Annotated in this window: 23 protein-coding genes and 1 other annotated feature; of the genes, 2 read left to right on the forward strand and 21 right to left on the reverse strand. The window is 28.5% G+C overall.

Annotated elements, in window-relative coordinates; all coding sequences use genetic code 11:
* Window positions 1–67: 67 nt before the first annotated feature.
* Window positions 68–733 (forward strand): LexA family transcriptional regulator, encoded by a 666-nt coding sequence (locus HLB29_RS03590; RefSeq protein WP_185623792.1) that lies wholly within the window; start codon window positions 68–70, stop codon window positions 731–733.
* 46 nt (window positions 734–779) lie between these two features.
* Here HLB29_RS03590 and HLB29_RS03595 read toward each other — a convergent pair whose 3' ends face one another.
* From HLB29_RS03595 to HLB29_RS03630, 8 genes are all read right to left on the reverse strand, one after another.
* Entirely contained in the window at window positions 780–1,106 is a 327-nt protein-coding gene (locus tag HLB29_RS03595; protein ID WP_185623793.1) for a hypothetical protein, read from the reverse strand.
* 156 nt (window positions 1,107–1,262) lie between these two features.
* Window positions 1,263–1,874: a ribonuclease H1 domain-containing protein gene (locus tag HLB29_RS03600; protein ID WP_185623794.1), complete on the reverse strand. Its 612-nt coding sequence runs from the start codon at window positions 1,872–1,874 to the stop codon at window positions 1,263–1,265.
* Window positions 1,864–2,472, reverse strand: coding sequence for a TVP38/TMEM64 family protein (locus HLB29_RS03605; protein ID WP_185623795.1), 609 nt, complete (start codon window positions 2,470–2,472; stop codon window positions 1,864–1,866). Before HLB29_RS03605 ends, HLB29_RS03600 begins: the two co-directional genes overlap by 11 nt.
* A gap of 151 nt (window positions 2,473–2,623) precedes the next feature.
* Entirely contained in the window at window positions 2,624–3,199 is a 576-nt protein-coding gene (locus HLB29_RS03610; RefSeq protein WP_185623796.1) for a zinc dependent phospholipase C family protein, read from the reverse strand.
* A 14-nt stretch (window positions 3,200–3,213) separates the two neighbouring features.
* A complete protein-coding gene (mnmL, locus tag HLB29_RS03615; protein WP_185624121.1) occupies window positions 3,214–4,155 on the reverse strand; it encodes a tRNA modification radical SAM protein MnmL/YtqA in 942 nt (313 codons plus the stop codon).
* A 4-nt stretch (window positions 4,156–4,159) separates the two neighbouring features.
* The gene (locus HLB29_RS03620; protein WP_243155077.1) at window positions 4,160–4,711 is read right to left on the reverse strand and encodes a DUF308 domain-containing protein; all 552 of its coding nucleotides are present in this window, start codon (window positions 4,709–4,711) and stop codon (window positions 4,160–4,162) included.
* A 31-nt stretch (window positions 4,712–4,742) separates the two neighbouring features.
* Window positions 4,743–5,543 (reverse strand): HAD family hydrolase, encoded by an 801-nt coding sequence (locus HLB29_RS03625; RefSeq protein ID WP_185623798.1) that lies wholly within the window; start codon window positions 5,541–5,543, stop codon window positions 4,743–4,745.
* Window positions 5,544–5,555: 12 nt separating this feature from the next.
* A complete protein-coding gene (locus HLB29_RS03630; protein WP_185623799.1) occupies window positions 5,556–6,827 on the reverse strand; it encodes a competence/damage-inducible protein A in 1,272 nt (423 codons plus the stop codon).
* Window positions 6,828–7,104: 277 nt separating this feature from the next.
* Between HLB29_RS03630 and HLB29_RS03635 the strand changes: the two genes are divergently transcribed.
* Window positions 7,105–8,001 (forward strand): D-alanine--D-alanine ligase, encoded by an 897-nt coding sequence (locus HLB29_RS03635; protein ID WP_185623800.1) that lies wholly within the window; start codon window positions 7,105–7,107, stop codon window positions 7,999–8,001.
* A gap of 175 nt (window positions 8,002–8,176) precedes the next feature.
* Here the strand turns inward: HLB29_RS03635 and HLB29_RS03640 are convergent, their stop codons facing one another.
* The 13 genes from HLB29_RS03640 to HLB29_RS03700 all read right to left on the reverse strand — a co-directional run bounded on the left by HLB29_RS03640 (window position 8,177) and on the right by HLB29_RS03700 (window position 23,907).
* Entirely contained in the window at window positions 8,177–10,384 is a 2,208-nt protein-coding gene (locus HLB29_RS03640; protein WP_334298239.1) for an amino acid adenylation domain-containing protein, read from the reverse strand.
* A complete protein-coding gene (glpK, locus tag HLB29_RS03645) occupies window positions 10,381–11,883 on the reverse strand; it encodes a glycerol kinase GlpK (protein WP_185623802.1) in 1,503 nt (500 codons plus the stop codon). The genes HLB29_RS03640 and glpK overlap by 4 nt, the downstream gene beginning before the upstream one ends.
* A gap of 82 nt (window positions 11,884–11,965) precedes the next feature.
* The gene (locus HLB29_RS03650; protein ID WP_185623803.1) at window positions 11,966–12,847 is read right to left on the reverse strand and encodes an alpha/beta hydrolase; all 882 of its coding nucleotides are present in this window, start codon (window positions 12,845–12,847) and stop codon (window positions 11,966–11,968) included.
* Between the two features lie 210 nt (window positions 12,848–13,057).
* Window positions 13,058–13,456, reverse strand: coding sequence for a hypothetical protein (locus tag HLB29_RS03655; protein ID WP_185623804.1), 399 nt, complete (start codon window positions 13,454–13,456; stop codon window positions 13,058–13,060).
* A 122-nt stretch (window positions 13,457–13,578) separates the two neighbouring features.
* Window positions 13,579–14,979, reverse strand: coding sequence for an asparagine--tRNA ligase (gene asnS / locus HLB29_RS03660; protein ID WP_185623805.1), 1,401 nt, complete (start codon window positions 14,977–14,979; stop codon window positions 13,579–13,581).
* 46 nt (window positions 14,980–15,025) lie between these two features.
* Window positions 15,026–15,252: a binding site (T-box leader), on the reverse strand.
* 113 nt (window positions 15,253–15,365) lie between these two features.
* Window positions 15,366–16,211 (reverse strand): MurR/RpiR family transcriptional regulator, encoded by an 846-nt coding sequence (locus tag HLB29_RS03665; protein WP_185623806.1) that lies wholly within the window; start codon window positions 16,209–16,211, stop codon window positions 15,366–15,368.
* A gap of 16 nt (window positions 16,212–16,227) precedes the next feature.
* The gene (locus HLB29_RS03670; protein ID WP_185623807.1) at window positions 16,228–17,802 is read right to left on the reverse strand and encodes a fibronectin type III domain-containing protein; all 1,575 of its coding nucleotides are present in this window, start codon (window positions 17,800–17,802) and stop codon (window positions 16,228–16,230) included.
* A gap of 184 nt (window positions 17,803–17,986) precedes the next feature.
* Window positions 17,987–19,843, reverse strand: a complete 1,857-nt coding sequence (asnB, locus tag HLB29_RS03675; protein ID WP_185623808.1) for an asparagine synthase (glutamine-hydrolyzing) — start codon at window positions 19,841–19,843, stop codon at window positions 17,987–17,989.
* Between the two features lie 114 nt (window positions 19,844–19,957).
* Complete coding sequence (locus tag HLB29_RS03680) at window positions 19,958–20,173, reverse strand: hypothetical protein (protein ID WP_185623809.1); 216 nt, start codon at window positions 20,171–20,173, stop codon at window positions 19,958–19,960.
* Between the two features lie 130 nt (window positions 20,174–20,303).
* Window positions 20,304–20,900, reverse strand: a complete 597-nt coding sequence (locus HLB29_RS03685; protein ID WP_185623810.1) for a hypothetical protein — start codon at window positions 20,898–20,900, stop codon at window positions 20,304–20,306.
* Window positions 20,901–21,096: 196 nt separating this feature from the next.
* Window positions 21,097–22,593 (reverse strand): phosphohexomutase domain-containing protein, encoded by a 1,497-nt coding sequence (locus tag HLB29_RS03690; protein ID WP_185623811.1) that lies wholly within the window; start codon window positions 22,591–22,593, stop codon window positions 21,097–21,099.
* Between the two features lie 77 nt (window positions 22,594–22,670).
* On the reverse strand, window positions 22,671–23,321 hold the full coding sequence (gene fsa, locus HLB29_RS03695; protein ID WP_185623812.1) for a fructose-6-phosphate aldolase: 651 nt from the start codon (window positions 23,319–23,321) through the stop codon (window positions 22,671–22,673).
* A 13-nt stretch (window positions 23,322–23,334) separates the two neighbouring features.
* The gene (locus HLB29_RS03700) at window positions 23,335–23,907 is read right to left on the reverse strand and encodes a xanthine phosphoribosyltransferase (protein WP_185623813.1); all 573 of its coding nucleotides are present in this window, start codon (window positions 23,905–23,907) and stop codon (window positions 23,335–23,337) included.
* Window positions 23,908–23,971: the final 64 nt, after the last annotated feature.

Here is a 23,971-nt window from a genome sequence, read left to right on the forward strand (position 1 = left end):
TAAAATAATAAAATAGGGTTGCGTTTTCTAAACTATATGGTATAATATTTTTAAAAGGAGAATTATTATGGATAAACAATTATTTATTTCTAGACTTAACTATGCTATGAAAATGAAAAAAATCACCCAATATTCACTATCAAAAAGAACGGGAATAAATAAGGGTTCTTTGAGTTCATATCTATCTGGAAAATATCTTCCTAAGCAAGATAAAATTCAAATCATCTCAAAAGCTTTAAATATAAATCCGGAATGGTTAATGTGTAATTCTAATGTAATAGAATACCATAACGATAATACCAATTGTAGTACTAATAGATATTCTTATGTAGAAAACTCAGTTTCCGCTGGTATACCCGATATAATCGAAGCCAATTCATATTTGGAAAAAATTGAATTACCCGATATTTTTTTAGGAAGGTATGCCGGAAGAAAAGATATTATTGTTATGAAAGTAAATGGAGATAGTATGAACAGAGTTATACCAGATGGTTCCTTCATAATCCTTCTTACAAATATAAGTTTAAATAATCTTTCTGATCATGATATAGTTGTATTTAATTATGAATACAATTATAGTATGAAAAGATTTATTAATAATAAAAAAGATAGGAAATACATTTTTAGACCCGACAGTTTTGAAACTTGTTTTGAAGATATTATATTTGATTATGATAATTGTGATGGATTAACTATAATTGGAAAAGTTATTATGTATAATGTCCTACTTTAGAAGGATATAAAAAACGCAACCAAATGGTTGCGTTAGAATTACAAATTTATGAAACTTTACTATTACTTCTTTTGCTTTTTCTGCGGTTGATTTCTCTTGCTCTTTCAACCTCTTCACGATTAAGCTTTTTAATAAGTTTCTTATTAATAGGAATAAATAACTTATGACTATTATATACACATATCAATATTGATAATGCCAAATCAAACAAAGTAAAAATAAGCATGTAAAATCCTAATGAAACCCTGATTCCCATAAATAAATTAATTGTTATCATAGCAAAACAAACAACAAATGAAACCAATGTTGAAAATACGAAATATCTAAGTACTCTATTAAAAAAACTATTAATTTTTATCATTAAATCTTTCATATTTTCACCACACTATCATTATATACTTTACATTTTTTATTTTTAATCCATAATTTTTAAACAACAAAAATCAAAAATTATATTCACCCTATGTATATAATAACAAATTATGACACTAATATCAATTATAAATTTATATTTTTTTTATTTTTTTATTCAAAATATAGATTTTTTTGCCAGTTCGTCTGCTTTTTCATTATATATTACACCGCTATGAGCCTTGACTTTACAGAATTCTACAAAAAGCTTATCTTTAATATCATCATAATATTGCTTATAATTTTTAGTTCCTTCTTTATTAGTTTTCCATTCACCCGTACACCATTTTTCTATGCCACTATAATCATAATATAATTTTAAATGCTTATATCCATTTTCCAAGCAATATGCCATTGCTAACATTGCACCTTCTATCTCACCTGCTACATTTCTCATAGAAATCATCTCTGAGTTACAACCATTTTTTGATATTTCTTTTAATACTTTTCCATTTTTTATAATTACAACACCAGAACCATAAGTGCTATTTTCCGAATTAAAACTACCATCTACATATGCTTCAATAGTATCAAAATTTGTGTTTTTTTGTTCATTTTTATCAATATATTGATTATCAGAAACTAAAAAATCAATAGCTTCATATGGATCTTTGAATGATTTATAGCTTGCATTTTTATATCCTTTTACCATTTCCTGACAATCATCCCAATTTAAAAATATTCCTCTTTTTCTTCCTTCTTTTACGGCATAATATTTTTTATCTGACATTTTTATCTCCCTTTTTCATATCTTTCTTCTCTAAATTAGATTTAAATTTGTATGCAATTAAATATGAAATAGCAATAACTACTAGAAGCACTACTAATTTTGTAGGGTTATTGATAAATCCGGAAATATCACTTCCTACATAACTTGCTACAAACATCATTATAAATTTGCCAAAAACCATAGGTGGTATAAATACCTTATAGTCTATCTCGCATATTCCTGCAATTACCGTCATCAATGTGCTAGGTAAAAAAGGCAACATATAATACAAGAAAATAACCCCAAATTCCCTTTTTTCTACTGCTTTCATAACTTTATCATAATTTTCCTTTTTAACCTTTCTAGAAATTCTTTCCAAAAATCTATCTCCTACTACTTTCTGCAACAAAAAAAATACTGAAATTGCTCCAAGACAAGATCCAATCCATCCTGATACAAAACCAATGACTAAACCGTTTACAGCTGCACTTAATGCCACTATACCTGTTAGGGGCATAATAGGTATAAAACTTTCTAAATATGCTGCTACTGTGCTTATTATTATGGATAATAGCCAGTAATCTTTTGCCATATATAAAAATTCTTTAATTATTTCCATTTTTTTCTCCATAAGTTCTAAATTATAATAAATATAAAATATCTATTATAATAAGTTTATATAATAAAACTAAAATTAAACCTAACTACAATTTATGAAATTACAATCTAAGCCTAAAATTATATAAAAATAAGGAGAGATAATTCCCTCCTTAGCATATTGCACACATACATATAGAATTTTGTACTATGTTATCTAAAATGTAATTTGTTACAGTATTACACACATAAGTAGAATACTTCAAATCATTTCTCTCATAATTACCATTAGATTTATATTCATTATATAATTTAAAAAACAATGAATCAATATCATTTATTTCATTCATTCTATCATTTTTTATATTATATTCTTTAGCAATTTTAGTTAAATTTTTTTCATATTTTATATGTATTGACATACTATGCTTGAATTCCCAGCGTTCACTATGAGCAACACAAAAAAAATCGGCTAAAAAATGACAAATAACACCTATCTCTTGAGAAAAAGTTTTTTTAGTAAAATATTTTTCAAGATCATCAATAGTCAAATTCTTCATATATTCAATCTTATCTCTTATCATATCATATGATTCTTCCAAATAATGTTTTTTTAGCTTGTATTTTGAAAACATATCTGGCTTGACATTTCCATAAGTAAAATTTTTTTCATCAAGCAAAAACTTCTTATTACTATCTGTATTTTCAAATACTGAGTTTGAGATGATAACATGAGTTTTCATCATCATATATTAATCACCTTCTATTCCATACCATAAAATTTACCTTGCCAACTATCACGTTTCAGTAGTTCATCATCAATCGCATTTAATACTTCCCATTTTTTAAGACTCCAAAGTGGTCCAACTAAATTCTCTTTTTTTCCGTCTCCTGTAAGTCTATGAATTACAATCTCCTGTGGCAATATTTCTAGTTGATCACAAACAATCTTCACATATTCTTCCTTATCTAGAAGCTTAAAGTACCCCTTATTTAACATGTTTTCCATTGGAGTATCTTTTATAACATGTAATAAATGTATTTTTACACCTTGAATATCAAGTCTGGATATTTTTTTTACAGTATCCATCATCATTTTATGATCTTCACCAGGAAGACCATTTATAATATGCACTACTACATTTATACCCTTTTTTCTCAATCTTTTCACACAGTTTTCAAAAATTTTATAATCATGACCTCTATTTATTAATTTTGATGTTTTATCATGAATACTTTGAAGTCCTAACTCCACCCAAAGATTTGTTCTAGTATTTAGTTCAGACAAATAATCCAAAACATCATCCGGGATACAATCTGGTCTTGTTGATATTGATAGACCAATTACACCATCTTGTCTTAATATAGTTTCATATTTTTCTTTTAAAACCTCTACAGGGGCATATGTATTTGTAAATGCCTGAAAATAACCTATATATTTAGCATTTTCCCATTTTTTTTCCATCATTTCTCTTATCAATACAAATTGTCTAATCAAATCATCATTTGGATTCCCTGCAAAGTCACCCGAACCATCTTTGCTACAATATATACATCCTCCACGAGAAATGCTTCCATCAATATTAGGACATGTAAAACCTGCATTTATAGACACTTTAAACACTTTGCTTCCAAATTTTTCTCTTAAATGATAATTCCATGTATGGTATCTTTTATTTTCGATATTATATTTGAAATCAGTCATCATTCTAATATCCTCTTTCATTTATTAACCTTATACCGTTTTTTATAAAATTAATACCAAAGATAATTATAATTATTGACAATATACTTACCAAAAACTTACTCAAATATAATGGAGATACTATAAGTAAAACACCTATAAATAATTTTAGCACATTCCAAATACTATATCTTGTAACACCATATCTTTTATGTCCTAAAAAAATTAATACTTCTTTATATATCAAATACACGCCTAAAACAGTAGATAATAACATATTTACATATTTAGGGAAAAGCAGTAATAACAAGGCTATAATAAAGTATAGTAAAAGATTTAATCTAGCATTTCGAACTTCTATTCTACTGGCATACCTAGTTAGTTCATTAACAGATTTTAAACTTAGCCATGCTCCGTATAAAAAAATTATACTAAGTCCCCACGAAAAAACTTTAATACCAACGCTTTTTTTTGTAAGACAATAAACTCCGATTGCCAACATAATTACACCTAAAATTACAAGTTTTTTACCATTTTTCTTATCAAATATATTACTAAAATTAAAACTATATATCATATTATCACCAACCATTCAATTAACCATAATATTAATCAAGTTCACTATTCAAGTCTATTATCATCTTTACAGCATCAGCAACAGATGGCGTTTCATAACCGGCTACAGATTTTACACAATCTATTGAATTTGACATTGCAAAACTTATTTTCACATTTTTCAGCATACTTATATCATTTGGTGAATCTCCTATTGTGACGACTTCATCTAATGATATACCTTCTTTTCTACACACATGTTTAATAGCATCAAATTTTGAAATCCCCTTAGGAACTATATTCATCGTATTTTCACTGGAAATATATACATCAAAATCTTGACCTACTTTTAATTTATAATCATTAACGAGCTTCTCTAAAATATTTTTATCATTAGACATAATACCTAAATTTCCAACCAAATCATCATAAGTATTTTTTTCTAAAATTTCTTCATCCACAGTGTATCCTTTTTCTAGATAAGCCGTTTCTAAAACTTTGACAGGTATAACTATCTTACCCGCATATTTGAAGTATATAATATCTTTATTTTTATCAATATAATCCAATGATTCATATATGTTTATCAATTTTTTAATCTGTGCATCCTTCATTGTTCCCTTAAAAATGCAATCTCCTTGAGGATCAAAAATATAAGACCCGTTTTCACAGATTAAATATCCGTTAAGATCAGTATTTTCTATAATAGAAACTGAGTGGCTATAAACTCTACCTGTTGCGATACTAAACTGTATTCCATTATCTTGTGCTATTTTAATTGCCTGCAAGTCCTTTTCAGTGATTCTATCACTAAAAAGTGTACCGTCTAAATCACTAAAAATATGTTTTATCATAAAACCTCCATACTAAGATCTACTTTTCAACAATTGAAGTCTAATTAGATTCAATGCTTCTCTAGTAGCTCTTTCTCTTATTTTTCTTCTATCACCAGGAAATACTTTCTCAAACGAATACACATTTCCATTTATGTATATTCCAATATACACTAATCCTACTGGTTTTTGATTACTTCCTCCACCCGGACCAGCTATACCGGTAGTTGATACACCGATATTTGCATTCATGTTTTTCGCTATTCCAATAGCCATTTCTTTAGCGGTTTCATGGCTAACTGCACCATATTTTTTTAATGTTGAAAGTTTTACAGATAATCTATCAACCTTCGCCTCATTAGAATATGCTATACAGCCTTCTAAAAAAACCTTTGATATACCTGGATAATTTATTAAACAGGATGAAACCAATCCTCCTGTACATGATTCTGCAACTGCTATTTTCAAATTTGATTCTACAAGCATTTTTCCTACAACATTATCTAATTCAGTTTGACTCGATGAAATTTCATCTCCACCAATCAAGTAAATATACTCTCCACAGATATTTTTAATTTCGGCTATTTTTTCATTTAATAATTTATCACATTCAATTTGAGTATTACACATAGCAGTAACTCTGACCAAAACTTCTCCTTCTTTGGCATATAATGCAACAGTTGGATTAGTTTGTGAGTCTAAAATATTTATTAATTTTATTTCCAAGGCAGATTCCCCTATTCCAAAGAATCTTAAATATTTAGAGTCTATGATGTATCCAGAACCGTTTTTTAATATAGGTAATATACTTTCAACAAACATGGCTTTCATCTCTCTGGGCGGACCTGGCATAACTATTATTTTCTTACCATTTTTCTCAAATATCGCACCCGGAGCAGTACCATTGTTATTAGGTATAATAATGGCTTCTTTAGGAAACATTGCTTGTCTTATATTGTTCTGAGGAATACTTCCCTTATTACCACTAAACTTTATGCACTTATTTTGTATTTTTTCCCATGATTCATCATCTATAAACATTTCCTGCTCAAAATAACTGGCAGCTGCTTCTTTTGTAATATCATCTGTAGTAGGCCCTAATCCTCCAGTGGTAATAATTACATCAGCTCTTTTAAAAGCAAATTCAAAACATCTTTTTAGTCTTTCAATATTATCACCAACAGTCATTTGACTAAAAACATTTATCCCCAATAAAGCTAATTCTTTTGATAAATATTGCGCATTGGTATTTAATATATCTCCTAAAAGCAATTCCGTACCAACCGAAATTATTTCAACATTCATTTTAATGTCCTCCTACTTTTCACTATTTTAATTTTATCAAATTTTTCAATTTAAAACAAGTTTTTACAAATATCATTTCCGTAATATTTTAATATTTTAAGGCAATATTAGGACTATAAATACTATCAATATATATAAACAAACTAATTTTATTATTATTTTTATTATTGTTAAGTTTTATAAAACAACATATTCTCAATTACTTGCATATTAGATTAAATTAAGTATATAATGATACTATAATAACTAATTATTAACTGTTTTTAGGAGGTATAATATGAAAGTTGCTGTAATATATGGTGGTATTTCTTCCGAGAGAGAAGTATCTTTAAAATCGGGAAAAGCAATTGTGAAAAATTTAGATAGAAAAAAATATAATGTGTTGGATTTTCAGATAGATAATAAAACTGACGTATTCAATCTCGACAAAGATGTAGATATTGCCTTAATAGGTTTACATGGAAAATTTGGTGAAGATGGATGTATACAATCTATACTTGAAGCTATGGATATAAAATACTGCGGATGTAGACCACTCACAAGTGGTATATTAATGGATAAAAACTATACTAAAATCATAGCCAGACAATCGGGTGTTTTGACTGCAGAATGGACAGTTGTAAAAAACATTGATGAGATTGATTACGATCTAATCGAAAAAATTGGATATCCGGTTTTTATAAAGCCTAATTCCGGCGGTTCCAGTGTCGCAACCTTTTTTATAAAGAAGAAAGAGGATGTTGAAAATGCCGTGAGAGAAGCTTTAAAATACGATGATATAGTAATGATTGAAAAATATATAAAAGGCGAAGAATATACATCATTTATATTGGATGGTGAAGTATATCCTACATTAAAAATAACTTCTGAACAAGAGTTTTTTGATTATGAAGCTAAATATTCTACAACTAAAGGTGCCAAGGAGGTTCTCGCAGATTTACCTGAAGATGTTGAAAAAAAATTAAAAGAAATTTCAATAACTTGCTGGAATTCATATAATTGCACAGGATATGTTAGAGCCGATTATATAATTACAGATTCTGGTGAAATTTATTTGCTGGAATTAAATACACTGCCTGGTATGACTGAAACAAGCCTTATACCAAAAAGTGCTGCAGGCAAAGGTATCAGCTACTCACAACTTTTAGACAAATTAATAGAAACAAGTAAATAATTTAAAAAATAAATAGGGTTGAACAACTATAAATCAAATTTTACTATTTCAAATAAATAAGTATAATGAATATCCTTCTTTTATTAACAAAATAGTAATATCGAAAGTCTGATTTATATATCAACCCTTTTAATTATTAGTAAATTTAATATTAAAATAGTATTATTAAAATCGTTTATACAAACGGTAGTCCTTTCTTATCCACCTTACCTATTGGCGTTACCGGTAAAACACATAGCCTTGTAATGTTTTTAGGTATCATATGAGGAGGAAGATTCTTCTTCAAAAATTCTCTTACCTTTTCTGGATTATAATAATCATCAAAAGGAACAAAATATGCATCTAAATATTCTTCTCCATATTTGGATTCTCTTTTTACTACTACAGAATTTTTTATCTCAGGTATCATATTTATCATATTCTCTATTTCAAATATTTCTATTCTAATACCATTAATCTTAATCTGAGAGTCCATTCTGCCTAACACTGAAATAGTTCCATCCACATCAATCCATTTTGCAAGATCTCCAGTTCTATACATTTTTTTTGTGTCCCTATTATGAGCAAATGGATTGTCAACAAAAACCAATTTATTTTTTTCCTCTTTATTTAGATATCCGTTAGCAATCTGCACTCCTGAAAGACATAGTTCTCCCGGTACTCCAATGGCACATACATTATTATTTTTGTCCAATATATAGGCTTCTGTATTATATATAGGTCTACCAACCGGCACTTGTTCATAGTATTTATCTACAAGAAATTGAGTACAAAGTACAGTAAATTCGGCCGGACCATATTCATTATATATTTTGTACTTTCTTTCTTTAAATCCCTTAAATTTATCTCCACCGACCTGAAGTACCCTAAGAGATTCGCACTCACAATTAACCATAAATAATTTTCCTATTATAGCTGGAAGAGCTAAAATTGTAATTTTTTTTTCAAGACAATACTTTTCTATCTCATATTCATTTACTCTCGCCTCTTCTGGCAAAATATCAACGCATGCCCCTATCAATAAATATGGAAAAATTTGTTTCATAATAGCATCAAAACTAAAACTCAAATATACTCCACATCTATCATACTGATTGGCATTTATATAGTCATTTGAATAATGGCACATATTTAAAAGACTTTCATGCCTTATACTAATGCATTTTGGTCTACCTGTTGTTCCTGATGTAGATATTCTATATGCTTCCTGCCTACAATCAATTTTATGTACAGGTAATTCATAAGTTTTTTCCATTACTTTTATATCGTCCATTGAAATTACTATATATTCTCCATACCTATTGTTAATTTTCTCAAAGAGCGAATCACAAGTAAGTATTATTTTTACATCTCCATCTTCCAAAAGATAACCGAGCCTTTCATCAGGATTTGCCCTATCAATAGGAAAAAATACCGCTCCCGCCTTCATAATTGAAATTGCAGCAAGCACAACATTTACTGTTCTCTCTTGAAGAACTGCTACTGTATCTCCATCCTCTATACCCATATAATTCAAATATGCAGCTATTTTATCAGTAACTTTATCAACTTCGGAATATGTAATGTCAGACTTACAATCTGAAACAGCTATATTATCAGGTGTTTTTCTTGCTTGTTTTTTAAATAAATCGATATATGATATATTTCTATCAAATTCAAAAATATTATCTTCTTGAACCCTAAGAATTTCTTCCTTATGTTCTCGCTTCATATTTTGTATATCTTTTAACTTTATATTAGGGTTTTCAATTACCTGAGCTATTATATACTTAAATAAATAAATTATACTTCTTGCTGTTCTCTTATCATAAAAACACTGTTTATACATAAGTTTCAACCTGAGCCCATTATTTATACTCACATTTAAATATAAATCAAGTTTTTTTACCTGTTCATTACTTAAAAAACTATCATTAAAAACATTAAAAATAAATGCTGTATTTATAAGCTTATCATTTAGACTATTTTTGTATCCTGCCGAAGACATCATATAATAATCAAATTCATGAGATCTACTTTCCTGCTTATCTATATTTTTACAAAAATCTATAAATTTAATATTAGAATCATCTGTTTTAATTCTAACTGGGAGTAATATATTATTTTTTCCAAATACCACATCATCCTCATAAGTAAACCTCTGTAAAACAATGCCAAAAATCGTATCTAAAAACGCATCTATGTTAAGATTATTTTCATCACATAGTAATAGAATACGACTGTATGTAGATTTTTTAAGTGTTTTTTGTATCATATTAAATTTTCCGGTATCATCCTTGAAAAAATCATTTGGAAATCTAGCCAAAGTTATATAGTCTTTCAAAAGATTATCCCAATATTTCTTTGCTAAGTTATAATGTCTGTTTTTACCCAAGTTTATCACTTCCCTTTTATCCAGTCAAAAGATCTTCTTACAGCTTCTAACCACGTATAGTAATAAGCATCATATTTCTCTTTTTCATTGGTAGGTATAAATACTTTTTCTCTACTCTCCATAGACTTTATCTCGTCTATATTACTATATATACCCACTCCTAATCCAGCCAAATAAGCAACTCCAAGTGCAGTACTTTCAGATAACTTAGACTTGATTACTTCAATGCCTAAAATATTCGATTGGAATTGCATCAAAAAATTATTATTGCTCGCTCCACCATCCACTTTCATTTTCTTTATATCCACACAAGCATCTTCTTGCATGGCCAGTATAACATCCTTACTTTGATATGCAATTGCTTCCAAACAAGCTCTAATAATATGTGATTTATTAGAATTTCTAGTCAGTCCTACTATCGTACCTCTGGCATACATATCCCAATAAGGTGCTCCTAACCCTGTAAAAGCCGGAACTATATATACTCCGTTATTATCCTCTACTCTGGTTGCAAAATATTCACTTTCCTCTGAAGAATCTATTAGTTTCATCTCGTCTCTAATCCATTGGATTAAAGAACCACCAATGAATATACTTCCTTCCAAAGCATATTCTACTTTTCCATTTATCCCCCATGCAATAGTCGTTAAAAGTCCATGCTTAGATTGTATAAGCTTTTCTCCAGTATTCATCATTACAAAACATCCTGTTCCATATGTATTTTTGATATCACCTGCATTCAAACAAATTTGACCAAATAATGATGCCTGTTGATCTCCGGCACATCCTGAAATAGGAATTTGTGCACCTGCAAGCATACCTTTGTCCGTTTTTCCAAAAATACAACTGGATTGTTTTACTTTTGGCAACATAGATTTAGGAATTTCAAACAATTCTAATAAATCCTCATCCCATTCTAATTTTTCGATATTAAATAGCATTGTTCTAGATGCATTCGTATAATCTGTTACATGATATTTCCCTCTGGTAAGATTCCATATCAACCATGTATCTATAGTTCCAAAAATTAAATCTCCGTTTGTTGCTTTTTCTTTTGTTCCTTCTATATTATCTAATATCCATCTGATTTTAGTAGCAGAAAAGTAAGCATCAATTTTCAACCCTGTTTTTTTCTTAATAATTTCCGAATATCCTGCCTTTTCTATTTTATCACAATAATCAGCAGTTCTCCTGCATTGCCATACAATCGCATTATAAACAGGTTTACCGGTATTCTTATCCCATACAACAGTAGTTTCTCTCTGATTAGTAATTCCAATACAAGAAATATCATTAGGCGATATACCAGTCATCTCAATTACTTCTCTAACAACTCCCATCATAGTTCCCCATATTTCCAAAGCATCATGCTCTACCCATCCATCTTCCGGATAATACTGAGCAAATTCTTTTTGTGATATTTTAACTATATTTCCGTTTTTTTGAAATAATATTGCCCTACAGCTAGTCGTGCCAGCATCTAATGACATAATATACTTTTGTTCCATAATAATTCTCCCCATATTAATAAGTATATATACTAATCAATTTTATTTTACTATTTTTAAAATTTCTAATTTTAGTTATTGCTTACTTATCTAACTCTTTTATAAAATCATCTATCTTATTAGCAGTTTCTTGCTGTTGTTCTTCAGCAGATATAATGGATTTATTATCTCCATCAAGTACCTCAATATCGGCAAAGTTAGTATTATTTCCACCGACTATTTCATAGTAATGAGAATTTGAAGGCATATTCTTCTTATATACCTCAAATTTTGTAAAATCCAAAATTCCATCTTTTGTTCCCCATATTGATAAAGCAGGTTTATTTATTAATTTCAAATCATTTCCTTCAGAGTATGCTCCCATAAATACCACTCCATTTATATGTTTAATATTGGCAGCCTGTTTTAATACTGCTCTACCGCTGGTTGAATGACCTATCAAAATCCATGTATCTATTCCCGGATTTCTATCTATTATAGATTTTACTGACCCTTTCGAGAATGCCGGAAAGTTAAATCTAACTTCAGGAACAAAAACAGTATATCCTTTTTTTGCTAACATATTGCATAATCTCGCATAAGACTTATTCTCTATCTTTTCTCCAGGAACTATTATTAAACCTATTTTACTATTCATTTGAGGACTAAAAACAATATTGTCACCTTTATTCTCAACTACTTGCACATCTTGTTTAGAGTTCATATAGTAGTTTGAATATTCATTTCGCTTTATAGGACTTTTTAACCAACTAAAAAAAACTATAATCAATATTATAGCCAATACAGCTATAATTCTAAATAATATTACAGTAATTTTTTTTATATTTTTTTTCTTCTGATATTTGTCATTCGCAACTTTTATATTAAGAGTTTTCTCCAGTTCCCTGGTTATACTCAAAGTATCATACTTACGATTTTTTTTATCCTTTTTAATCCTAATTTTTGAGTCCTTAATTTCCTTCAAAAAAAACACCACCTATTTTAAATACTATCTATATTATACATCATAATCTTAAATATTTCTCAATAATCGCAATTATAAGTTCAATTAACTAAAATAAATGTTTTTATAAATTAATATATTAATCGTATATAAAAAAAGTAGATCAAAATAACAATTTAGATCTACTCCTTAAAATAATAGTAAAATATTTTAAAATATATAACCAATTATTTATTTTATTTTTTTCTTATAAACTAATCTTCCCAACTCTTTAACAAGTAGTAAAGAAACTGCTATAAGAACTATACTTTTAATAGTTCCCAAATATGAGGCTAGAAAAAACATCGGAATAATTGACACTGTAAAACTATTAACTACACCTAAAGTTTGGTATCCTCTATTTGTAACAAAATCATTCCAAGTGCTTTCTAAAAAACCAGCTATTAATGTAATTGCATATACTATCCAACCTGAAATTAATAAAAAGTTTTTAGTTTGTTCAGAAACCTCTTGTCTATCAAAGTCTCCAAAACCAGATGAAAAAACGATTAAAACAAAAATTACTATTATAAAAATCATTGATATTAAATCTTTTTTTCTTGCATTCCAAGGATTATAGTTATTTTTCATGTTATGTGCCTTCTAAACAGCAATTAACTTAAAAGCATTATATAAATTTAAGTTTAATAAACGAAATCAACATAAAATTTTCTGATGTTTAATAATTTTAAATTTTATTTAATATTTAAAAACTAAAACTCGGCATTTTTTGGTGTTCTTGGGAAAGGTATAACATCTCTAATGTTAGAAACCCCTGTCAAGTACATTATTATTCTTTCAAATCCTAAACCAAATCCGGAATGCGTTGCCGTACCAAATTTTCTTAGTTCAAGATACCACCAATAATCTTCTTCTTTTAAATCCATTTCTTTAATTTTATTTAATAAAACATCATATCTTTCTTCTCTTTGCGAACCACCAATTATTTCACCAACTCCAGGAACCAGCAAATCCATGGCTCTTACTGTTTTGCCATCTTCATTCATTCTCATATAAAAAGCCTTGATATCTTTTGGATAATCAGTTACAAACACTGGAGCTTTATAAATTTGTTCAGTAATATATCTTTCATGTTCAGTTTGTAAATCGCATCCCCACTCGACAGGATATTCAAATTTATAACCTGATTTTATCAATAAATCAATAGCTTCTGTATACGTTATTCTAATAAAATTAGAATTTATTATATTATCCAATCTATCTAGCAATCCTTTATCAATGAAATTATTGAAAAATGCCATTTCTTCTGGACAATGCTCCAATACATAATTTATTATATACTTAATTAAGTCCTCGGCAAGTTCCATATTATCTTCTAAGTCGGCAAATGTAATTTCGGGCTCAACCATCCAAAATTCAGATGCATGTCTTGCCGTATATGAATTTTCAGCTCTAAAAGTTGGTCCAAATGTATAGATATTTCTGAATGCAAGTGCCATTATTTCACCATTCAACTGACCTGAAACTGTTAAATTTGCCTCTTTGCCAAAGAAATCTTGAGAATAGTCTATACTTCCATCTTCATTAAGTGGTGGATTGGTCATATCTAATGTTGTTATCCTAAACATTTCTCCCGCACCTTCTGCATCACTTCCCGTTATGATTGGAGTATGTGCATATACAAAATTTCTTTCCTGAAAGAATTTATGAATTGCATATGCAACTACCGATCTTACTCTAAAAACAGCTGAAAATGTATTACTTCTAGGTCTTAAATGTGCTATGGTCCTTAAATATTCAAAAGTATGTTTCTTCTTTTGTAGAGGATATGATGAATCAGACTCTCCTTCAACTATTATATTTGTGGCGTGAACCTCTATAGGATTCTTAGGATTATCCACAGATAATAATTCACCTTCCACTAATATAGCAGAAGATATGGCCAATTTAGATATTTCTGAAAAATTACTTATTTTATTCTCATCTATCACTATCTGTAAATTTTTGAAAAAAGAACCATCATTTAGTTCAATAAAACCAAAACTCTTAGATATTCTGGATGTTCTTATCCATCCTGCGACTCTAACCTTTTTTCCTAAATACTTTTCACTTTCTCTATAAAGTGATTTTACTTCTAAAAATTCTTTTTGCATAATTCCTCCTCATAAATTAAATGTAAAAAAAACATATGTCATCCCATAAAGGGACGACATATGTATAATAATCGCGGTACCACCCTAATTATCGATTAAACATCGATCTCTTAGATGATTATAACGGTATCAAACCGTCTGCTCCTACTAGTTTTTTTCGTTCAGGCAGAAACTCCGAGATGTTCTTCATTACTATTTTTACACCGGACTCACACCATAACCGGCTCGCTTTAGTAAGGGAATAATAACTACTCTTCTCATCAAAGTCATATTTAACTTGTTTTATCCAGTATATCAATATACATTAAATATTGTCAACCTAATTTAAAAATATTTTCTCTATTATATTATAATTTGCTTTATATTATTTACTTCATTAATAATTTTTAAATATTTAATGAAAATACCGCATCTACTGTCTTCAATTTAGTATTAGTAGATTCAATAATACTCATCTTAACAACCTCAGTATATACCAAATCCAAAATAAAATACTGTGCCATCTTTGAAGTCATCGAACCCGTCTCTGAGAGTGACTCATTATAATAATGAACCAAATTAATATCAGACTTCTTTGCTAAAGTGGAATTCTTGTTTCCTATAACAGATATTATTTCGGCATCATTATTTTTTGCAATATCAACTGTTCTTATAATATCACTTGTTTCTCCTGTCTGAGAAATAGCCAATAATATATCACCTTTTCTCATTATTGAAGCCATCATTGCCATCATATGAGTGGAATCAAAGCTATTACAGTCTATGCCTATGCGAGCAAATCTATAAAATGTATCAAGTGCAATTACACCAGAAAAACCTATACCAACTATATACATTTTTCTTGACTCAAGTATTTTTTTCGCAACCAATTTTATAGATTTTTCATCAACGATAGCAAGCATCTCTTCAATAACACCAATATTTGATACCGCCAATTTTGAAGCAGTGTCAAATATTGACTCATCCTGCTTTATAGAACTAATAATAATATTATTTTGTCTTTTCACAGTAATTTCTTTTGCCAGTTCCACTTTAAATTCCTGAAAACCTCTGCATCCTAATTTTTTAACACATCTGGTAATAGTCGCTTCTCCTGTTCCTACTTCCTTTGCCATTTCAGAAATTTGCATATGTGGTATATTCTCAATATTTTCCAATATATACTTCATAAGCAACTTATCTGATTTTGTGGTCTTGAAATTAGGTTTTGTCAAATTCCCCATTATACTCATAACTTATCTCCATTTTCTATTCCAAAAACTTTGCTTTAATCCTGACAGGATTACTAAAACTTGATACCTGACCTCGCTCATCTATAGCAAGTACATAAAACTCATAATCAATTTCCTTTGAGTCAATTTTCACAACTGCACTTTCTTTGTTCACATTATTGGCAACAAGATTATACGAATTTTTCTTTCCTGTTCTTTCTTTGTAATACACTCTATAAGTATATTTATTATTATCAATAGGCCTCCATTTAATTAATACATTTCCATTAATCTTATCTACTTTATATGTGACTCCTTTGACTTTCTTTTTCTGAAAATCTAAATTCTGTATATTAGAAACAATAATCTCATTACTCTTTTTTGTTTCTTCATAACCATTATATCCTACAACAAAAACTTTATACTTGAAATTCTTTTTGTTTGAAATATCAAAACTTAATATATTTGATAATCTTCTTTCTTTGTTTGAAAAATTATTACTTGAAGCTTTCACTGTTGTAAATAGAACAGGATCTTCCCCATCCTCATATTGAATATAAACCCTGTATGTATTTACATTTTCTAAATAATCCCATCCTATTTCTACATCAAATTTGTTATTTTTATTGTTAATGAAATAATTAAGATTATGCACTTTCTTATTAGAAAAACTCTGGGCTTTCACATTTACAACAGTTGTTGTTGATTTATTTCCTGCTGTTATTTTGACTTTATATGTACCTTTTCTTTTAGCTAACATACTTCCGTTCTTATCAATAACTATCCCCTGACTTCTTTCTGGTCCGTTTTTTCCATTAATTATTATGGTATTATCATCAAATTTGCTTTGGTCAACATTGTTCAAAGGTTTATATTTAACTGTCATTTTTTGATTACTGGGGTTGGTAACTATTTCAGGCTTTAATATAATTTTTTCCTGTTCTTCTAATTCAAAGTAATCACCAATCTTTATCTTATCTACTCTAGGCAATATCTTTATTATCTTTTGTATTTCATTCCTTTCATACCGAGAAATCAATCTTGCCTCACCAATTCCAATAGCTTCTACTTTATCTCCTTCTATTTTTAATATATCCGGTTTTGTAGTAGAATATTTTAGTTTATATCCTTGTTCTAACTTTTTGAAGTCTTCAATATCAACCGTACTAATTATTTCCGCTTCATCACCGAAATATTTTATAGGTTTACTTAAACTAATTTCCATGTTCTTAATTTTAGGATTTACTACCATTATTACGGCTTTTCTTAAAACTCTATTCTTATTTAATATACCAATTGATGAATAACCTTCCTTGTTTGCGATTAATTTATTATTTTTTACAGTAAGAACTCCACTATCATCCAAAACAGCAAAATTTAATTTGGGTTTCTTTGCAAAGGATGGTACAATAATATAATCGCCTGTCGATAAATTTACCACATCACCAACTTTTATTACATACCTATTTATATTTGTTATAAATGTTCCTCCGATTATTTTTACATCTAATCCTTTTATCATAGGATTTATATATCCGGATATTAAGCCAAAATAAAGACCTATAATTACAGTAGGAATAGCTAAAATCAAAGCTATTTTTCTTTTAAGCATATTCCATCCCTCCTCAAATCTACCTTCTGCTTAGTTGTTTTTAAAATATAACTAACTTTATAAATATAATATAGTATCAGTAAATGTAAAATTAATTATCATTATAAATACATTATACAAAAAATATTCTCTATAAAAAAGCTGTTATAAAGTGAGTTTCTTTATAACAGCCTAATTAAGATTTTTAAATTGATACTTCGTCAATAAAATATCTCTTATACCATACTAAAAATGCAAGTATTGTATATATTTTTCTAGCGTTATTTTTTACTCCATTATAGTGGTCATCGAGAATCTTATTTATCTTTTCCTTATTAAAAAATTCTCCTGCAAAATCTGAATTAAAATATTCTTTAACAAAATTATAATGTTTTTCTTCAGTAAACCATATTCTAATCGGTACTGGAAATCCTTTTTTCTTTCTTTTATACCATTCTTCAGGAAGTTTTCTCTCAGCCGCTTTTCTTAACACATATTTAGTAGTACCATTAGCAATTTTCTGTTCTGAACCTATTCCTTCTCCCACTTTCATTACTTCTTTATCTAAAAAAGGAACTCTTAGTTCTAATGAATGAGCCATACTCATTTTATCGGCTTTCTGAAGTATATCACCTTCCATAAACAACTTAATATCAATTAGTTGTTTCTTAGTTACATCGTCTTTTCCCTTTACCATATCATATACCGGCTGAGTTATTTCTCTTACAGTTCTAGAATTATGATATTTAGGCATTAATAAATCTTTTGCTTCATTTTCTTCAAATATAAAAGCCTCTCCAATAAAAGTTTCTTCTACAGGTCTACCGGCTCTAAGCAATGTAGTTTTCCCATGAAATTCAGGCAAATGTTTAGCAATTGCAGCAGCTGCTTTTACAATAAGTTTAGGCATACTTCTAAGTTTTTTCTGACCTGAATCCAAATCATACCATTCGTATCCACCAAATATTTCGTCTGCTCCTTCTCCTGATAAAACAACAATTACACCGTTATCCTTAACTAATTCAGAAAGAAAATAAAGAGGTAATGTTGATGGATTTGATTGAGGTTCATCCATATAATATTGTATATCAGATAATTTACCTATACAATCATCACCTGTTATAGTCCTTCTTATATTTTCAATACCTAATATTTTTGATAAATCTGCCGCTAAATTTGATTCATCAAATTTCTCCTGTTCAAAGCCTATTGAAAAAGTCTTATCAGGCATCAAACAAGCCGTTATATAGCTAGAATCTATACCACCTGATAAAAATGAACCAAATGGAACATCTGCATGTTTATGTAATTCAACAGATTCAGCAACTACATCCTCTATTTTCTGAATATTTTCTTCCAAAGTGTTTTTTCTATCATTAAAATTCACATCCCAATATTTATTTATTTGCATTTTTCCATTTTCATAAATAAAATAATGACCTGGTCTTAATCTTTGAACTCCTTTAAAAAAAGTCTGATCAGGCTGAGATGAATATTGAAAAGTTAAATAAGGTTTAAGAGCTTTTTCATTTACCTCTTTTATAAAGCAAGGATGTTCTAAAAAACTTTTTATTTCTGAACCAATCATTAGACCATTTTTTCCATTACTTACATACTCATAAAAATAGTAAGGCTTTATTCCAAAATGATCTCTTGCACCAAATGCTTTTTTATTTACTTTATCCCAAATGCAAAAAGCAAACATACCTCTAAGTTTATCTAAAAGTGCTACACCAAACTCTTCATATCCATGTAGTAACACTTCACTATCCGTTTCACTTCTAAAAGTGTATCCTTTTTTTATTAGTTCATCTTTTATATCTTGGTAATTATATATTTCTCCATTAAAAACCAAAACTTTATTACCATCTTCACTTATCATTGGTTGTTTTCCAGAATCTGACAAATCAAGAATACTTAACCTTCTAAACCCTAATGCTGCATCTTCATCAATATATACACCATCCATGTCAGGACCTCTGTGTATTATTCTATCCGACATTTTTTTTACAACCGCTTCTTTATTATCTATATTATCAAAAAAACCTATAAATCCGCACATAAAAATTTCCCCTTCATATATTTTATTATAGTTAATTATATATTAATATCACAAAATACTATTAGTAATAACTGATTCTATAATATCATAAAAAACTAACTAAAACAATAATTCCTATTTCCCTTCATTAATTTTTCTTATCTTATTATATACAATTTCGCACAATATGAAACTGATTAAAAATAAGAGTATATAGTAAATTCTTAACTTATTTATATCTCCCAAAAAGTGACTATTGAGTTTTCCATTATTAGTCTTTATAAAATAATCAATACCAGATATACCTATTGCAAAAATTAATGAATTAATATGTTGATTCTTATTTTTCATATTAAATACCTCCACTATTCAAATTATATCATAAAAATATAATTGTTCACAGCACAAGCTAGACAGTACAATAATACTTTTCTACGCAAAAAAGCCAACCCGAAGGCTGACTTTTCTGTTAATATATTCTTTACTCATATAAATCTAAATAACCTGATGGATGAAAATAATACTTTTCATTTGTATTCTTATTCACAAATACTCCTAAGTCAGTTGGAACATTTTTAGGTAAAAATACATACCCTTCATGACCTTTTTCTTTTAATACGTTGAAAGTATTTTCATCACCCATATACTCATACTCTATTTCTTTGTTATTAACATTTAGAGATTCAACGGCACTTTCTCTAGTCATAGGAGAATTTTGAATTCTTTCAACATTCTCAGTAATACGTTCATTCGTAAAATTCTCCGTCACTTTTTTATTTTGACTATTATTATTTATATCCTTATTTGAATATTTTTTTGAATTGTATTCTTTGCTTGTATTGTAATTACTTTCTATATTTATTGATGTTTTATCAAAATTTTCATTTTTATCTTCATCATCAGCAACTTCTGAAATTTCTGGTTGTTCTACTCTTTTATTGGAATCATATTTATTATTACTTGTATTTGCATACATAATATCATTTGAAACCTCAGTATCACCGAAAACTCCATTTATAGGGCTAACACAAAGTACACCAGATAATAATACTGTCAATGCGAACAATCTCTTTTTCATAAAATCACTTCCTTTACTAATCTTAATCTATATTATTATAATACCATAAATAATAATATAGATTGATTACAGGAGTGTTATTTAACATTACAGTATCGTTACTATAGTTAATTTTTGTAACCTTTTGTATTCAATAATGTAAAAAGCATACTAATCATATTTTATAACTCGAAATCATAGTTTTAATATTTCCATTTTAAAAATCTAAATTGTATTTACTAAGGAATATTTCCAATTTATCAAAGACTTTCTTACAACCACCCCTTAAATCTGATTCTATATTTAGTACAAGTAAAGGTTCATGAAGTGATACCCTAAGTAAAAACCAGGCTTTTTCTTCTTCAGAGTTACAATTAACTCTAATTCCTTCATAATTATCATTTGCTTCTTTCCAACTTAAATCCAAATCAACAAAAATTCTTAAATCACTGATAATTTCCTCCGCATAACTTTTAAAATCCTCTTCATTTATTTTTATTCTGTATTCAAAACTTTCTTTTGCTTCCTTTAAATTTGAGATTAAATCTGTAATATTTTTTCCTTCCCTATTTAAAAGTGCAGATTTTATTAGTATTTTTGATATTAAATAAGCACCATCATCTAAAAAATAATTTTCTTTTAGTGCTGCATGACCTGAAGTCTCAATAGCTAAAGGTGATATTATACCCGATTCATTTAATCTAATTGATTCATTAATTACATTTTTATAACCCCTTTTAAATCTATGATGTATTCCCCCCAGATTTTTTATATACTCCGCCAATCCATTCGATGTTACTGAATCTGTAACTATAGTAGAGTTTGGATATTCCTCTAGTACAATAGATGATATTACAGCTATAAGTGCATTTTTATTTATTGACTTTCCATTTGAGTCTACAATAGCAGCCCTATCTACATCAGTATCAAATATAATTCCCAGATCTGCTTTATTATCTATAGTTGCAGCTGATATGCTTTCCATTGCTTCCTTGTTTTCAGGATTAGGAATATGATTAGGAAATTTTCCATCGGGATTTAAAAATTGACTACCTTCAGTATTAGCACCCAGTTTTTGTAATACTTTTTCTGCAAAAAAACCTCCTGCACCATTTCCTGCATCTACAATAATCCTCATTCCTTCAAATGGTCTATCAAAATTTTCTGTTGAATTAACGCCTTTTCTTATTTTTTCAACCAGTATTCTTGAATAATCATCAATAAGCATTTTTTTTGTGATATTCCCTGTTCTGTCGGATTCTATAAAATTTTTCGATACACAAATATCTAATATATCTTTTAAATCAGTCTTTTCCAAGCACCCGGACTTTGTAAACATCTTCATGCCGTTATATATATATGGCATATGACTAGCTGTAAACATAATTGCACCATCACAGTTATAATCTTCTATTATAGTAGACATAAACATAGAAGGTGTTGTTGCAAGACCGCAATCAATTACATCTATCCCCAAATTTGTCAATATTTCCTTTGAAGCATTAATAAAATCCTCACCGGTAATTCTAGAGTCCATTCCAAGCGATATTTTTATATTCTCTTTCTTTTCTTTATCAGTTAACCAGGTAGCAAAACCACTTGCTATTATTTTTACATCTTCAGTTGACAATGTTATTTCCTTTGAGTTATTTTCGTCTTTGTAAGCAACTCCTCTAATATCTGTTCCATTTTGAAGTGAATATAATTTGTGCATTTTTTCCTCCTCATCCAAATTGCCTTCTAAAAAATAATCCCTATACAAAGAAGTACAGGGAAATTTTCCTTATTACACTATATATTTAATGAAGCTTTCTCAGCGTCTTTATTAAAAGCATCAATCCCTCTATCTGTTAATGGATGATTTATCATCTGTTTTATTACTTTAAAAGGTACAGTTGCAATATCAGCTCCCATTTTAGCTGCTTCAATAACATGAATAGGATTTCTAACACTCGCAACTATTATTTCTGTATCTATACAATTTACAGCAAAAATTTCAGTTATTTCATTAATCAAACTCAAACCATCAAATGAAATATCATCTAATCGACCTACAAAAGGACTTACATAAGTAGCACCGGCTCTGGCTGCTAATAATGCTTGACTAGCCGAAAAAATCAATGTTACATTCGTCTTTATCCCTTTACTGGAAAATGCTTTTACTGCTTTTAAACCTTCTGCGCACATCGGTACTTTTATAACTATGTTTTTATGTATTTTTGCCAATTTTTCACCTTCAATAATCATAGTTTTATGATCCATACTTAATACCTCGGCACTTATAGGTCCATCGACTATTTTAGTTATTTCGTTTACTACTTCTCTAAAATCTCTACCTTCTTTTGCTATAAGTGATGGATTTGTAGTTACACCACATATTACCCCTAATTCATTAGCTTCTTTGATTTCATCAATATTAGCTGTGTCAATAAAAAATCTCATTTTATCCTCCTAATTATTTAAATCTTATCATTTTATTTTTTAAAGATTCGATGCAAGCAAGTGATTCTACTCTCACACCTTTTTCTTTTAATATCACACTTCCATCTTGATATGACTTTTCAATTACTATTCCAACTCCTATTAATTCTGCACCAGCCTGCTCCAAAATATCATATAATCCTAAAACAGCACCACCTTTAGCCAAAAAATCATCTATTATTAATACTTTTTCTCCTTTAGAAATATACCTTTTTGAAACCATAATATTGTACTCTTTGTTTTTTGTATACGAAAAAACTTTAGTTTTATATACTTGTGCATCAAGATTAGTAGATTCTTGTTTTTTTGCAAAAACAACAGGTATATTATCAAAGTATTGTGATGCAATGACAGCTATTGCTATTCCTGAAGATTCAATAGTCAGTATTTTATCAACTTCGATATCATTAAATCTCCTTTTAAATTCTTTACCAATTTCATTTAATAACGTTACATCAATTTGATGATTTAGAAAATTATCTACCTTTAGAATTTCTCCACTTTTTACAATTCCATCAGTTAGAATTTTATTTTTTAATATTTCCATCCATAATCCTTTCATACATATTAATTTATTTTAACACTCAATTACTATAAAGCATATTTTACTG

The organism is Peptostreptococcus canis (genome assembly GCF_014229965.1).
Taxonomy (GTDB): Bacteria; Bacillota; Clostridia; order Peptostreptococcales; family Peptostreptococcaceae; genus Peptostreptococcus; species Peptostreptococcus canis.